This window comes from Hydrogenophaga sp. GW101-3F08 (assembly GCF_059424585.1).
In genome coordinates this window covers 469829-485135 of the sequence record NZ_JBWKZP010000002.1, presented here as the reverse complement: position 1 = coordinate 485135, position 15307 = coordinate 469829, and the positions used below count along the sequence as shown (strand labels likewise).

Sequence of the window (15307 nt, the reverse complement as noted above, 5' to 3'; positions counted from 1 at the left end):
CTGCCCGGCGGGGTTCTTGATGTTTGAACAACTGGGACTGATCGGTTGCGGCCTGATGGGTGGCTCATTCGCACTCGCGCTCAAGAAGGCGGGGCTGGTCAAGCGCGTGGTGGGCTACAGCAAGTCGCCTTCCACCACCGAACGGGCACGTCAAATGGGCGTGATCGATGTGGAAGCGCCCTCGGCCCTGCTGGCGGTCAGCGGCGCGGACCTGGTGTTGCTGGCGGTGCCGGTGTCGGCCACCGAAACGACCTTCAAGGCCATTCGCCACCTGGTGGGCCCTGACACGCTCATCATGGACGTGGGTTCGACCAAGCGCGAGGTAATCGACGCCGCGCGCCGCGTGCTGCGTGACCAGGTCGGCGTGTTCGTGCCCGCCCACCCGATCACAGGCAAGGAACTCGCCGGCGTGGAGAACGCCGATGCGGATCTGTACACCGGCCGCCAGGTGATTCTGACGCCCATTGAGCGCACACAGACCGCCCAGCTGAACAAGGCTCACGCAGTCTGGACGGCGCTGGGCTGCCATGTCAAACAGATGACGCCCGAGGCCCACGACGCCGCCTATGCGGCCGTGAGTCACCTGCCGCACATGATTGCGTTTGCCTTGATGAACGCCGTCACCGGGCAGCCGCAAGGCGAAGAGTTCCTTTCGCTGGCCGGCCCTGGCTTTCGCGACTTCACCCGCATCGCGGCGAGTGATCCGAGCATCTGGCGCGACATCCTCATGTCCAACCGCGAAGAGCTCATCGCCCAGTCCCGGCACTTCCAGCGTGCCCTGCATGCCTTTGAAACCGCGATCGCCGCGGACAACCCGGATGCACTGGAGTCGCTGATTGACCGCGCCAGCACTTCACGCGCCCACTGGCGCATGAGCGCCATCAAACCCCGCAGTTGAGCCCATCGTTTCCGCCGGCGCTCGCGCACCGCAAGCCCTCCGCATGTACTCCATCGACCATCTCGACATTCCGCCATTGAAGAGCGCGGGCGGCACCGTCCGCCTGCCAGGCTCCAAGAGCATCTCCAACCGGGTTTTGCTGCTGGCAGCGTTGAGCGTGGGTCACACCGGCATCACCGACCTGCTCGATTCGGACGACACACGCGTGATGCTGGCGGCCCTCGCGCAGTTGGGCTGTCGCATCGAACCCCAGGACGACGGCGCGTTGCGGGTGCACGGTCTGGGTGGGGCGCTACCCGTGAAGACCGCGCAGCTGTTCCTGGGCAACGCCGGCACCGCCATGCGCCCGCTCACCGCGGCCCTGGCGCTGCTGGCCAGTCAGCACGGTGGCGCGTTCGAGCTCAGTGGCATCGCCCGCATGCACGAGCGGCCGATCGGCGACCTGGTGGACGCCCTGCGGCAGCTGGGTTGCCCGGTGGACTGCCTCGGTCAGGAAGGTTATCCGCCCCTGCGGCTGGGCAATGGTCAGCCGCAGGCGTTGAACCTCGATGCGCCCATCCGCGTGCGCGGCGATGTGTCCAGCCAGTTTCTCACCGCCCTGCTGCTGGCCCTGCCTCTGGTGGCCCGGCAGGACATCCACATCGACGTGGTCGGCGAGCTGATTTCCCGGCCCTACATCGAAATCACGCTCAACCTGCTGGAAAGGTTCGACGTCCAGGTCCAGCGAGATGGCTGGTCGCGCTTCACCATTCCGGCGGGCAGCCGCTACACATCGCCCGGGCGCATTCCCGTCGAAGGCGACGCTTCATCGGCCAGCTATTTCATCGCGCTGGGTGCGCTGGCACCCGCGTTGCCTGGCAGGGACGGCATCACCATCGAAGGCGTGGGCCTGGCCTCCATCCAGGGCGACATCCGCTTCGTGGAGGCCGCCCGCCTGATGGGCGCGCAGATCACCGGCGAGGCCAACCGGCTGCACATCCGGCGTGGGCTGTGGCCACTCAAGGCCATCGAGCTGGACTGCAACCACATTCCGGACGCGGCGATGACGCTGGCCGTGATGGCGCTCTACGCCGACGGCACCACCACCCTGCGCAACATCGCCAGTTGGCGCGTGAAAGAAACCGATCGCATCGTCGCCATGGCCACCGAATGCCGCAAGCTCGGCGCCACCGTGGAAGAAGGCGCGGACTTCATCCGCATCACACCACCGGCCACCCCGGCGCACTGGCGGGCCGCCTCCATCCACACCTACGACGACCACCGTGTCGCCATGTGCTTTTCGCTCGCGGCGTTCAACCCGGCAAGCCTGCCGGTGCGCATCGAAGACCCGAAATGCGTGGCCAAGACCTTCCCGGACTACTTCGAGGCCCTGTTCGACGTGTGCCAGGCAGACGCCGCCCGCATCCCGGTGATCTGCATCGACGGCCCCACCGCCTCCGGCAAGGGCACCCTGGCGGCCGAGGTCGCGCAACGGCTGGGCTACCACCTGCTGGATTCCGGCGCCCTGTACCGGCTGGTGGGCCTTGCGGCCGGCAAGGCCGGCTTGTCCACCGCCGAAGACGATCTGCGCCAGCCCGAGCAGGCCCAGCGCCTGGGCACATTGGCGTCGGGGCTGCAGGTGCGCTTTGACGGCCCGCGCATCTGGCTCGATGGCGTGGACGTGAGCGATGCGCTGCGCAGCGAAGTGGCTGGCATGGCGGCCTCGCGCGTGTCGGCCGTGCCCGAGGTGCGCGCCGCCCTGCTGACCCTGCAGCACGGTTTTCGCCGCCTGCCCGGACTGGTGGCCGATGGGCGTGACATGGGCACCGTGATCTTTCCGGACGCGCCGCTCAAGGTGTACCTCACCGCAAGCGCCGAGCAGCGCGCCCAACGGCGATATAAGCAGTTGATTTCAAAGGGAATTGCTGCTAACATCACCAGTCTTTTGGCGGACTTGGAAAAGCGCGACCACCGGGATTCGTCCCGGGCACACGCCCCACTCAAGCCGGCCGAAGATGCCTTGCAACTGGACAACTCCGGGCTGGACGTCGAGCAATCGGTGCAGCATGTGTTGAACTGGTGGCAGGGCAAAACGGTGTTCTCGGGCAACTGAGTCCACCACCTTGATGGCCCAGACGGCACGGCCGGGTGTTCACAGCCCGCAGGCCCGATGGTTCTTTCACTTAACCCCGCGGTGCCACGCACCGCAACGTCAACGCCGCCCATCCGTCGATCTCCGTGCGAACCGCCTTGTGGTGGATCCGCGCCCGACTGTTTGAGCGGTTTTAGGAAATTCAATGTCTGAATCTTTTGCCGCCCTGTTCGAAGAGTCCCTGAAACGTGCCGAAATGCGCTCGGGCGAAGTCATCACCGCTGAAGTCGTTCGCATCGAACACAGCCACGTGGTGGTCAACGCCGGACTGAAATCGGAAGCCTACGTTCCGCTGGCCGAATTCAAGAACGATCAGGGCGAACTCGAAGTCCAGGTCGGCGACTTCGTGTCGGTCGCCATCGACTCCGTGGAAAACGGCTTCGGCGACACCCTGCTGTCGCGCGACAAGGCCAAGCGCCTGGCTTCGTGGATGTCGCTGGAAAAAGCGCTCGAGTCTGGTGAATTCGTCACCGGCACGACCTCCAGCAAGGTCAAGGGCGGCCTCAAGGTCATGGTCAACGGCATCAGCGCCTTCCTGCCGGGTTCGCTGGTCGATAGCCGTCCGACCAAGGACCTGACCCCCTACGAAAACAAGACCCTGGAATTCAAGGTCATCAAGCTGGATCGCAAGCGCAACAACGTGGTGCTGAGCCGCCGCGCCGTGGTGGAAGCCTCCATGGGCGAAGAGCGCGCCAAGCTGATGGACACCCTCAAGGAAGGCGCCATCGTGCACGGCGTGGTCAAGAACATCACCGAATACGGTGCGTTCGTGGACCTGGGCGGCATTGACGGCCTGCTGCACATCACCGACATGGCGTGGCGCCGTGTCCGTCACCCGAGCGAAGTGGTGACGGCTGGCCAGGAAATCACCGCCAAGATCCTGAAGTTCGACACCGAGAAGCACCGCGTTTCCCTGGGTCTGAAGCAGATGGGCGACGACCCGTGGATGGGCGTTTCGCGCCGCTACCCGCAAAGCACCCGCATGTTCGGCAAGATCACCAACATCGCCGACTACGGCGCGTTCGTTGAACTGGAACCCGGCATCGAAGGCCTGGTGCACGTCTCCGAGATGGACTGGACCAACAAGAACGTGGCCCCGTCCAAGCTGGTGTCGCTGGGTGATGAGGTCGAAGTCATGGTGCTCGACATCGACGAAGACAAGCGCCGCATCTCCCTGGGCATGAAGCAGTGCCGCGCCAACCCGTGGCACGAGTTCGCCGAGCAGACCAAGCGCGGCGACCGCGTCAAGGGCCCGATCAAGTCGATCACCGACTTCGGCGTGTTCGTGGGTCTGGCCGCCGGTATCGACGGCCTGGTGCACCTGTCCGACCTGTCCTGGAACGAAACCGGCGAAGCCGCCGTGCGCAACTTCAAGAAGGGCCAGGAAGTCGAAGCCATCGTGCTGGCCATCGACGTGGAGCGCGAGCGCATCTCCCTGGGCATCAAGCAGCTCGACGGCGACCCGTTCACCACCTTCGTGTCGGTCAACGACAAGGGCTCCATCGTGACCGGCAAGGTCAAGACCGTGGACGCCAAGGGTGCCGAGATCGATCTGGGCGAAGACGTGCTGGGTTACCTGCGCGCCAGCGAAATCAGCCGTGACCGCGTGGAAGATGCGCGCAACGTGCTGAAAGAAGGCGACGAAGTGACCGCCGTGGTGGTCAACATCGACCGCAAGACGCGCAACATCCAGCTGTCCATCAAGGCCAAGGATGCCGCCGACCAGCAGGAAGCCATGGCCTCCCTGAGCCAGCAGTCTTCCCGCGAGAACGCCGGTACCACCAGCCTGGGTGCCCTGCTGCGCGCCAAGCTCGACAACAACAACTGAGCCGACTGAACCTGGGCGGGTGCGCGAGCATCCGCCCGGTGCAGCCCAACAGCACGACCGAGTTTTTTCCCAGACATGACCCGCAGCGACCTCGTTGAAGCTCTGGCCGGCCGTTTTGGCCAGCTCACCCACCGCGATGCCGAATTCGCCGTCAAGGCCATCCTCGACGCGATGGGCGATGCGCTGGTCAAAGGGCACCGGATCGAGATCCGCGGCTTTGGCAGCTTCTCCGTCAACCGCCGTTCCCCCCGGGTCGGGCGCAACCCGCGCTCGGGCGAGAGCGTGATGATTCCGGAAAAACGCGTCCCCCATTTCAAGCCGGGCAAGGCCCTGCGCGAACAGGTGGACACCAGGACCGCCGAGATCCTGGCGCGTGCACCGAACAAGCCGGTCTGACCAGGGGCCCCGCTCGCTACAATCGTCCCACCACAGAGGGGATGATTTGAAATACCTGATGTGGCTGCTCAACGCAGCCATTTTTTTTGCTTTGTTCGCCTTCGCGCTGAACAACCAGGAGCCGGTCACCCTGCACCTGTTTTTCGGGGTGCAATGGCAGGCGCCGCTCGTGCTGGTGATCCTGGTCGCGCTGATTCTCGGGGTGTTCCTCGGGGTGGCCGTCATGCTGCCCTTGTGGCTGCGGGCCAGAAAGGCCCATCGCCCGCTTTCAGCCTCGTCGCCGCGGGCCGGCACGGCTTTTGACGCCGACTCCACCCTCATTCCCGACCCCCACGACCCCCGGCATGGACTTTGATCTCACCTGGCTGCTTTGGGGCCTGCCGCTGGCATTCGCGCTTGGATGGGGTGCATCCCGTCTCGACCTGCGCCAATGGCGCATGGAAAGCCGGCAGGCACCCAAGGCCTATTTCCGCGGCCTGAACTACCTGCTCAACGAACAGCAGGACCAGGCCATCGACGCCTTCATCGAGGCGGTGCAGGGCGACCCCGACACCGCCGAACTGCACTTCGCGCTGGGCAATCTGTTTCGCCGCCGGGGCGACTACGACCGCGCCGTGCGGGTGCATGAGCACCTGCTGGCCCGCGCCGACCTCAGCCGCAAGGACCGCGATCGCGCCCAGCACGCGCTGGCGCTGGATTTCCTCAAGGCGGGCCTGCTCGACCGCGCCGAAGCGGCCTTGCACAAGCTCGAAGGGTCGGCGTTTGAAGGCGAGGCCCTGCTGGCCCTGCTCGCCATCTACGAGCGCTCGCGCGACTGGCCACAGGCCAAACGCATCGCGCAGCGCCTGGATGACGCCGAACAGGGCAGCTTCACCACCCGGCTCGCCCACTACCTCTGCGAAGAAGCCGAGCAGGCACAACGCGATGGCAACACCACACAGGCCCTGCAGCTGCTGGGCGAAGCGGTGGCCCACGCACCCCAGCTTGCACGTGGCTGGATGGCGCTCTCCAGCCTGAAGGCCCAGGGCGGCCACGCTGCGGCCGCTTTCGACGCCTTGCGCATGCTGTGCCAGCACGCACCACAGACCCTGCCGCTGGCGGCCCACGCGCTGGCCGAGCTGGCGGTGCAGACGGGCCGACAGGCAGAGGCGCTGACCCTGCTGCAGTCGTTCAACAGCCGCGCGCCCTCCATCGATGTGACCGAAGCCATGGTCAGCCTGAGCGGCGGCCCTGAGGAGGCGCGTTCACGCTATCTCGACCACCTGGGCCGCGAAGCCTCGCTGGTGATGGCCACGCAATGGCTGGCCGGGGAGAAGCTGTCCGACGACGTGGCCCAGGCCCGCGTACAGGCGGCGCTGGAACAGGCGAGTGCGCCGCTCAAGCGCTACCGCTGTGCGGCCTGCGGCTTTGAAGCACGTCAGCACTTCTGGCAATGCCCGGGCTGCCAGGCCTGGGACAGCTACCCGGCCCGGCGCGTCGAAGAGCTCTAGAGGCCACCCCCGCCGCGCTGCGCGCGACCCCCAAGGGGGCAACACCTGCGGCCCGGCAAAGCCGGTTCCGCGGTGTTCCGGGTTTTGGCACGCACGCCGGAAAGTGCGTTCATCCGGTCACAGCGGCCCGAACCCGCCTCCGCCCGGCGTGTGGATCTCAAAGATGTCGCCAGGCTTCATCTCGGCCTGGCCGATGTGGGCCAGCGCCTCGATGCGGCCGTCGCTGCGCACCACACGGTTGATACCCAGGGCGCCCGGCATGCCGCCGGCCATGCCGAAGGCCGGGTGGATGCGCCCGTTGGACAGGATGCTGGCCGTCATGTCCTCCAGGAAGCGCACCCGGCGCACGCCGCCATCGCCCCCGCGCCAGCGCCCGGCGCCGCCCGAGTCCTCGCGAATGGCGTAACTCTCCAGCCGCACGGGGAAACGGAACTCCAGCACCTCGGGATCGGTCAGGCGCGAGTTGGTCATGTGGGTCTGGACCACGCTGGTGCCATCGAACCCCTCCCCGGCTCCGCTGCCGCCCGAGATCGTCTCGTAGTACTGGTGCGCGGCGTTGCCGAAGGTGAAGTTGTTCATGGTGCACTGGCTCGCCGCCATCACGCCCAGGGCGCCATAGAGCGCGTTGGTGATACAGCTCGACGTCTCCACATTGCCCGCCACCACCGAGGCCGGCAGATTCGGGTTGAGCATGGAGCCAGCGGGGATGATGACCTTGAGCGGCTTGAGGCAACCCGCGTTGAGCGGGATGTCGTCGTCCACCAGCGTGCGGAACACGTAGAGCACGGCCGCCATGCACACCGCCGTGGGGGCGTTGAAGTTGTTGGGCTGCTGCGCCGAGGTGCCGCTGAAGTCGATCTCGGCGCTGCGCTGCGCGGCGTTCACCCGCACCGCCACCTGGATCCGCGCGCCATTGTCCAGGGGCAACGTGAACTCACCATCTTTCAGGCGCGTGATCACGCGGCGCACCGACTCCTCGGCGTTGTCCTGCACATGGCCCATGTAGGCCTGCACCACGTCCAGGCCGAACTGCTCGACCATCTTGCGCAGTTCCTGCACCCCCTTTTCGTTGGCCGCGATCTGCGCTTTGAGGTCGGCCATGTTCTGCTGCGGGTTGCGCGACGGGAATTCCCCGCTCTGCAGCAGCGTCACCATCTCGACCTCGCGCAACACGCCCCGGTCGACCAGCTTGAAGTTGTTGATCTGCACACCCTCTTCCTCGATGCGGGTGGAGAAAGGCGGCATGGAGCCGGGCGTGGTGCCGCCGATGTCGGCGTGGTGCCCCCGGCTGCCCACGTAGAACAGCGGCCTGTCGTGGGCCGCGCCACCCAGGTACACCGGGGTGATCACGGTCACGTCGGGCAGATGGGTGCCGCCGTGGTAGGGATCGTTGAGCGCGTACACGTCGCCGGGCAGCATCTTCCCCGCGTTCTCGCGGATCACGGTCTTGATGCTCTCGCCCATGCTGCCCAGGTGCACCGGCATGTGCGGCGCGTTGGCGATCAGGTTGCCTTCGGCGTCGAACAGGGCGCAGGAGAAGTCCAGCCGCTCCTTGATGTTGACCGAATGGGCGGTGTTCTGCAGCTGCAGGCCCATCTGCTCGGCGATGTTCATGAAGAGGTTGTTGAACACCTCCAGCAGCACCGGGTCCACCGTGGTGCCCACCGCGAAGCGGGTCACGCGCGGGATACGCCGGTCCAGCACCAGGTGGTCACGCGCCGTCAGCACGGCTTCCCAGCCCGGCTCCACCACCGTGGTGGCGTTCTGCTCGGCGATGATGGCGGGCCCGGGGATCACGTCGCCCGGACGCAGGTCTTCGCGCACCACCAGGGCGGCGTCGAACCACTCGCCGCCCGAGTACATGCGCACCGTGTCCCGCCGCGGCACTTCGCGCGGCTCGTGGGTCTGCAGGCGCGGCTCGTTCGGCGCGTCGCCCGCCACCACCGCCTCGACCGACACAGCCTCCACCACCAGGCGTTTGCCCTGCATCAGGAAGGCAAAGCGCTGGCGGTAGGCGGTTTCGAAACCAGCCTGGATCGCCGCCATGTCGCCGTAGGGCACCACCAGCGCCGCATCGCTGCCGGCGTAGCGCACATGCACCCGGTGGTGCACCGTGACCTCGCCCGTATTGACCTGCTGGCGCCGCAGCTCGGCCTGCGCCGCGTCACCGAGCGCGTCCAGCCGCTCGGCGATCAGGGGCAGCGAGCCTGGCTCCAGCGGCAGTTCCACCGCCTGCTCACGGATCACGCTCTGGTCGGCCAGGCCCATGCCGTAGGCGCTGAGCACGCCCGCGAGCGGGTGCACGAACACGCGCGTCATGCCCAGCGCGTCGGCCACCAGGCACGCGTGTTGGCCGCCCGCGCCGCCAAAACACTGCAGCGTGTAGCGCGTGACGTCGTAGCCCCGTGCCACCGAAATCTTCTTGATGGCGTTGGCCATCTGCTGCACCGCGATGTTGATGAAGCCCTCGGCCACGTCCTCGGCGCTGCGTCCGGTCTGCGCGGCCAGTTCCCCGAACTTCGCGCGCACCGCGTCCACGCTCAAGGCCTCGTTGGCCGCCGGCCCGAACACGCGGGGAAAGTAGAGCGGCTGGATCTTGCCGGTCATCACGTTGGCATCGGTCACCGCCAGCGGGCCCCCGCGCCGGTAGCTGGCCGGGCCGGGGTTGGCCCCCGCGCTCTCGGGGCCCACGCGAAAGCGCGAACCGTCGAACGACAGCACGGAGCCGCCGCCGGCCGCCACGGTGTGGATGCTCATCATGGGCGCACGCATGCGCACGCCAGCCACCTGCGTCTCGAACTCGCGCTCGAACTCGCCCGCGTAGTGCGAGACATCGGTCGAGGTGCCGCCCATGTCGAAGCCGATCACCTTGACAGCGCCACCCGCCGCTGGGCCGTCCGCGAACGCCAGCGCCGCGGTGCGCGCCATGCCCACGATGCCCCCGGCCGGGCCGGAGAGGATGGCGTCCTTGCCCTGGAAGGCGTGGGCATCGGTCAGGCCGCCCGACGACTGCATGAAGAACAGCTTCACGCCGGGCATCTCGCCGGCCACCTGCTCCACGTAGCGGCGCAGGATGGGCGAAAGGTAGGCGTCGACCACCGTGGTGTCGCCCCGGCTCACGAACTTCATCATCGGACTGGTTTCGTGGGACGTGCTCACCTGCGTGAAACCCACTTCGCGCGCGATGCGGCTGGCAGCGGCCTCGTGTTCGATGTAGCGGTAGCCGTGCATGAACACGATGGCCACGCTGCGCAGACCCCGGCCGTAGGCCGCGAGCAGATCGCCGCGCAAAGGCGCCTCGTGCAGAGGCGTCACCACGCCGCCATGGGCGTCGATGCGCTCATGGGTCTCGATCACCTCGCTGTACAAGAGTTCGGGCAAGACGATGTGGCGGTCGAACAGGCGTGGGCGGTTCTGGTAGGCGATGCGCAGGGCGTCGCGAAAACCCGCGGTCGTCACCAGCAGCGTGGGTTCGCCCTTGCGTTCCAACAGCGCGTTGGTGGCCACCGTGGTGCCCATCTTCACGCACTCGACTTGCTCGGGCGTGATCGGTTGGCCCGGCTTCAGGCCCAGGAGATGGCGGATGCCCGCCACCGCCGCGTCCTTGTACTGTTCGGGGTTTTCGCTCAGCAGCTTGTGGGTGGCCAATGTTCCATCGGGTCGTTTGGCCACGATGTCGGTGAAGGTGCCGCCACGGTCGATCCAGAACTGCCAGCGGGGGGGGGAAAGGGTGTCTTGCATGGTGTTTGAGCTGTGGTTGTAAACGAATACTGCCTTGTCCGCACAGGTCGGGCAAAACGTCGGGATCGGAGTTGGGTGGGGTACAGCGGTGGTGGCGGTGGGCGTGATGCGGGCAGCTAACGCTGCATGTAGTACGGCACGAAGATGTGGTTGGCCTCGTTCCCGACCGAGCGCACCCACTCGCGCGAGAAGCGCTCGCCCAGGCGCTTGAGCTCGGCCTCAAAACCGGCCGAAATGCGCTCCACCTGCATGCCCTGGGCCTTGAGCGTCTGGGTGGAGGTGGCGGCCACCGCCTGGCTCATGGCCCAGCCACGCTGCTCGGCCGCGCCAGCGGCCTTCAGCACGGCCTGCTGGACCGCGGGCGGCAGCGCATCCAGCGCCTGCCGATTGACGAACACGATGTTCTTCGGGAACCAGGCGTTGATCTCGTGATAGTGCCGGATCTGACCCCAGACCTGGTTCTCCACACCGGTCACGGCCGAGGTGATCATGCTGTCGAGCCGGCCGGCGGCCAGCGCCGTGTTGACCTCCACCATCGGCACGTCCACCGGCGTCGCTCCCAGCATCTCGGCAATGCGCACGGTGGCCTGGTTGTAGGTGCGCATGCGCGTGCCCCTGAAATCGGCCGCCGAGCGCACCGGCGTGACCGTGTACAGGCCCTGCGGCGGCCAGGGCACGGCGTACAGCGCCTTCAGACCCCGCGCGGCGAAATGTTTGTCGACCAAGGGGCGCTGCAGATCCCACAGGCGCTTCGCATCGGCGTAGCTGCCCACCACGAAGGGGATGGCGTCGGCGCCGGCGATCGGCATGTCCTCCACCAGGCTGCTCATGATGGTCTCGCCCGCCTGCACCTGACCGGTCTGCACCGCCCGGTGGATCTCGCCCAGCTTGACCAGTGTGTTGTTCGGGCGCACCTCGATGCGCAGCGCACCGGCCGTGGCCTGCTCCACTTCCTGTGCGAACTGCTCGATGTTCTGCGTGTGAAAGGACTCGGCGCGGTAGCCGGTGGCCAGTTGCCAGCGCGTCTGGGCGTGCGCCACCGTGGCCGCGCACAGGGCGGCGATCAAAAGCGGTTTCATGGCGGTCTCCTGGGTCGGGTCGGCGGTCGATCCGCGCCTCAACCCTGCATCTGGCGCGGCAGCCACAGCACCACGTCGGGCACGAAGTAGGTGAGCAGAACCGCCACCAGCATCAAGGCGAACAGGGGCAACGCGGTGCGGGCGATCCAGGTGACGTCGCGCTTGGTCAGGCCCTGCAGCACGAACAGATTGAAACCCACGGGCGGCGTGATCTGCGCCATCTCCACCACCAGCACGATGAAGATGCCGAACCAGATCAGGTCGAAGCCTGCGGCCTCGACCGTGGGCAGCAGCACCGCGATGGTCAGCACCACCATGGAAATGCCGTCGAGAAAGCAGCCCAGCACGATGAAGAACACGACCAGCAGCAGCATCAGCGCGAACGGCGACAGGTGCAGCGCGCCTATGAACTCGGCCAGGTGGCGCGGCAGGCCGATGAAGCCCATGGCCAGCGTGAGAAAGGCAGCTCCAGCAAGGATCAGGCCGATCATGCAGTAGACCCGGCAGGCCGCCATCAGCCCGTCCTTGAAGCGCCCCCAGTCCAGCGAACCCTCCAGCCTGGCCAGCAGCAGCGCACCCCCCACGCCCAGCGCGGCCGCCTCGGTGGCGGTGGCGATGCCGCTGTAGATGCCGCCCAGCACCAGCGCGATCAGCGACACCACCGGGATCAGGTGGCGCGAGGCGTGGATCTTCTGGCCAAAGCTCATGGCCGCGTCCGCCGCCGGCACCTTGTCCTTGTTGAGCAGCGCCCAGACGATGATGTAGCCCATGAACAGCGCGGCCAGCATCAACCCAGGGATCACACCGGCCAGGAACAGCTTGGCGATCGACACGTTGGCCGCCACACCGTAGACGATCATGATGATGGACGGCGGGATCAGCAGGCCCAGCGTGCCGGCCCCCGCCAGCGTGCCGACGGCGATGTCGTCGGGGTAACCGCGCTTCTGCAGCTCGGGCAAGGTGATCTTGCCGATGGTGGCGCAGGTGGCGGCGCTGGAGCCGGAGATGGCGGCGAAGATGGTGCAGCCCACCACGTTGGTGTGCAGCAGCCGGCCCGGCAGGCGGTCCAGCCAGGGCGCCAGGCCCTTGAACATGTCGTCCGAGAGCTTGCTGCGAAACAGGATCTCGCCCATCCACAGGAACAGCGGCAGCGCGGTCAGCGTCCAACTGGAGGTCGAGCCCCAGATGGTCAGCACCATGCTGTCGCCCACCGGGCGCGAGGTGAACAGCTCCATGCCGACCAGCGCCACCGCGAGCAGCGACAGACCGATCCACAGGCCCGAGCCCAGCACCGCGAACAGCATCACGATCAGGGCCAATGCAATAACGACGTCCATGGGGTTGTGTCTCTTGTTCTATTCAACGTGGGCGGCTTCGCTCGAAGCCGCGATGAAGTTGCCACCGCGCCAGCGCTCGACCAGCGCATGGGCAAACGACAGCGCAAACCCGATGCAGCCCAGCGCCATGCTGATCTGCGGGATCCACAGCGGGGAGGCGTCGGCGGCGGGCGATACGTCGTGCGAGACGTAGGACACCCACACCATCCACACGGCGTACCACGCGATGAAAGCGGACAGACCGGTGGCCGCGACCAGGCACCACCACTCGAGCGCAGAACGCAGCCGGGCCGGCACCCGGTCGAGCAACAGCGTCACGCGGATGTGGTCGCCGTGCTTGAGCGTGCCCGGCAGCGCCAGGAACAGGGCCGCAGCGATCGCGTAGCCGGCGTAAGCGTCGAGCCCGGGGATGTCCCAGTGCACCTCGCGGGCCACCACGCCCAGCAGCACGGCGCCAAAGGCCGCCACCATGGACAGACCCGACAGGGCCATCAGCAGCTTGTAAAAAAGGAAGACGAGTCTGGACACCGCACGCTCCTGGTTCGGCTGGACAACAACAAAGGGAAGGACGCGGTGGGGAGGAAGCCCGGATGCCCCGGGGCGCCCCACCGCGCGGAGAGAAACTCAGCGGCCGCGGTAGGCCTGGATCACAGTCTGGCCTTCGGCGCCAGCGGTCTTGAGCCATTCGGCGGTCATGGTCTCGCCGATGGCGGCCAGTTCCTTCTTCACGCTCTCGGAGGGTGCGGCGATGGTCATGCCCTTGGCACCGAGCTCCTTGATGAACTCGCCATCGAGCCGCTCGCTGGTGATCCAGCCGCGCTGCTCGGCCGCGGCCGCGGCCTTGAGCACGGCGTCCTGCGTGGGCTTGTCCAGCGCATCGAAGGCCTTCTGGCTCACCACGGTGGCGTTGCGCGGCAGCCAGGCACTGACCGGGTAGAAATACTTCACCTGCTCGTGCAGCTTGCTCTCGACCCCGCTGGCGCTGGAGGTCAGGAAGGTCTGCACGCCGCCGGTGGCCAGCGCCTGCGGCAACTCGGCCAGCTGGATCGTCACCGGCTGCGCCTTGAGCAACTGCGCAATGCGCGTGGTGGCCGGGTTGTAGGCACGCATCTTGGTGCCTGCCAGATCGGCCGGTGCGTTGACCGGCTTGATGGAATACAGCGACTGGCCCGGCCACGGCACCGAGAACAGCAGCTTCATGCCCTGCGAGGCCAGCAGCTTGTCCTGCACCGGCCTGGCGGCCTCGTACAGGCGTTTGGCCGCGGGGTAGCTGGTGGCGAGGAAGGGAATGGAGTCCGCGCCGAACAGCGGGTTCTCGTTGGCCGCGCCCGAGAGGATGAACTCGGCCACCGGCACCTGGCCGGTCTGCACCGCGCGCTTGATCTCGTTGGCCTTGTATAGCGAGCCGCCCGGGTGCAGCGTGATCTTGAGCTTGCCACCGGTGAGCTGGTCCACCTCGTTGGCGAACTGCTGCACGTTCTGGGTCTGGAAGCTGTTGGCCCCATAACCGGTGGGCAGGTCCCACTGGGTCTGGGCCGAGGCGCCGACCGCGAAGGCGGTGGCGCAGAGGCAGAACGCGAATTTTTTCATGGAAGGCTCCTGGTTCAGAAACTGGCTAGCTGGCTGTTGAGAAGATCGGTGATCAGCATCGCGCCGGGGGCGTGGGTGATGCAGAACGCGGGGCGGGCCTGCTGGATCGCGGCCTGTGGCGTCACGCCGCAGGCCCAGAACACCGGCAGTTCATCGGGCATCACCTCCACCGCATCGCCGTAGTCCGGCTTTGACAGGTCGGTGATGCCGATCAGTGATGGATCGCCGATGTGAACCGGCGCGCCATGCACATTGGGGAAGCGCGAGGTGACCTGCACGGCGCGGATCACGGCCGAGGCACGCATCGGCCGCATCGTCACCACCAGCGGGCCACTGAACGGCCCCGCCGCTTCGGTGGGCACATTGGTGCGGAACATCGCCACGTTGCGACCCTGCTCCACGTGGCGCAGCGGCAGGCCGGCTTCCATCAGGGCCTGCTCGAAACTGAAGGAACAGCCGATGACGAAACTCACCAGGTCGTCGCGCCACAGCGGGGTGATGTCCATGGGCTCGTCCACCAGCTCGCCATCGCGCCAGACCCGGTAGCGCGGCACGTCGGTGCGGATGTCGATGTCGGCGCCCAGCCGGGGCAACAGGTGCTGGCCCGGCTCGGAGACCGCCAACAGCGGACAGGGCTTGGGGTTGCGCTGGCAGTAGCGCAGGAAATCGTCGGCCTGCGCCTGCGGCAGGATGACCAGGTTGCCCTGCACATGGTCGTCGGCCAGGCCGCTGGTGTGCCCGGCCCACAGGCCCTGCCGTATCAGGCTGCGCACGTGGCCGGCATCCTGCATGCCCTCGCGGCCGAACACACGCTGCA

At 66.9% G+C, this 15307-nt stretch carries 12 protein-coding genes; 6 read left to right on the top strand and 6 right to left on the bottom strand.

Going from position 1 to position 15307, the window contains the following annotated elements; genetic code table 11:
- Positions 1-19: 19 nt before the first annotated feature.
- From AC07YZ_RS07910 to lapB, 6 genes are all read left to right on the top strand, one after another.
- Positions 20-898, top strand: a complete 879-nt coding sequence (locus AC07YZ_RS07910) for a prephenate dehydrogenase (protein ID WP_226493713.1) — start codon at positions 20-22, stop codon at positions 896-898.
- A 43-nt stretch (positions 899-941) separates the two neighbouring features.
- Positions 942-2990 (top strand): bifunctional 3-phosphoshikimate 1-carboxyvinyltransferase/cytidylate kinase, encoded by a 2049-nt coding sequence (locus AC07YZ_RS07905; RefSeq protein WP_494794355.1) that lies wholly within the window; start codon positions 942-944, stop codon positions 2988-2990.
- 184 nt (positions 2991-3174) lie between these two features.
- On the top strand, positions 3175-4857 hold the full coding sequence (rpsA, locus tag AC07YZ_RS07900) for a 30S ribosomal protein S1 (RefSeq protein ID WP_226493715.1): 1683 nt from the start codon (positions 3175-3177) through the stop codon (positions 4855-4857).
- A gap of 75 nt (positions 4858-4932) precedes the next feature.
- A complete protein-coding gene (locus tag AC07YZ_RS07895) occupies positions 4933-5253 on the top strand; it encodes an integration host factor subunit beta (protein ID WP_226493716.1) in 321 nt (106 codons plus the stop codon).
- A gap of 46 nt (positions 5254-5299) precedes the next feature.
- Positions 5300-5608: a lipopolysaccharide assembly protein LapA domain-containing protein gene (locus AC07YZ_RS07890; protein WP_226493717.1), complete on the top strand. Its 309-nt coding sequence runs from the start codon at positions 5300-5302 to the stop codon at positions 5606-5608.
- Positions 5598-6743, top strand: a complete 1146-nt coding sequence (gene lapB / locus AC07YZ_RS07885; RefSeq protein ID WP_226493718.1) for a lipopolysaccharide assembly protein LapB — start codon at positions 5598-5600, stop codon at positions 6741-6743. Before AC07YZ_RS07890 ends, lapB begins: the two co-directional genes overlap by 11 nt.
- A 117-nt stretch (positions 6744-6860) precedes the next feature.
- Here lapB and AC07YZ_RS07880 read toward each other — a convergent pair whose 3' ends face one another.
- The 6 genes from AC07YZ_RS07880 to AC07YZ_RS07855 all read right to left on the bottom strand — a co-directional run bounded on the left by AC07YZ_RS07880 (position 6861) and on the right by AC07YZ_RS07855 (position 15281).
- Positions 6861-10484, bottom strand: coding sequence for a hydantoinase B/oxoprolinase family protein (locus AC07YZ_RS07880; RefSeq protein ID WP_494794354.1), 3624 nt, complete (start codon positions 10482-10484; stop codon positions 6861-6863).
- Positions 10485-10600: 116 nt separating this feature from the next.
- Positions 10601-11563, bottom strand: a complete 963-nt coding sequence (locus AC07YZ_RS07875) for a TRAP transporter substrate-binding protein (protein WP_494794353.1) — start codon at positions 11561-11563, stop codon at positions 10601-10603.
- A 38-nt stretch (positions 11564-11601) separates the two neighbouring features.
- Positions 11602-12900, bottom strand: coding sequence for a TRAP transporter large permease (locus AC07YZ_RS07870; protein ID WP_226493721.1), 1299 nt, complete (start codon positions 12898-12900; stop codon positions 11602-11604).
- Between the two features lie 18 nt (positions 12901-12918).
- Positions 12919-13428 carry a TRAP transporter small permease gene (locus AC07YZ_RS07865; RefSeq protein ID WP_226493722.1) on the bottom strand — a complete coding sequence of 170 codons (510 nt, stop codon included), beginning with the start codon at positions 13426-13428 and terminating at the stop codon, positions 12919-12921.
- 96 nt (positions 13429-13524) lie between these two features.
- On the bottom strand, positions 13525-14490 hold the full coding sequence (locus tag AC07YZ_RS07860; RefSeq protein ID WP_226493723.1) for a TRAP transporter substrate-binding protein: 966 nt from the start codon (positions 14488-14490) through the stop codon (positions 13525-13527).
- A 14-nt stretch (positions 14491-14504) separates the two neighbouring features.
- Positions 14505-15281, bottom strand: coding sequence for a putative hydro-lyase (locus AC07YZ_RS07855; RefSeq protein ID WP_494794566.1), 777 nt, complete (start codon positions 15279-15281; stop codon positions 14505-14507).
- Positions 15282-15307: the final 26 nt, after the last annotated feature.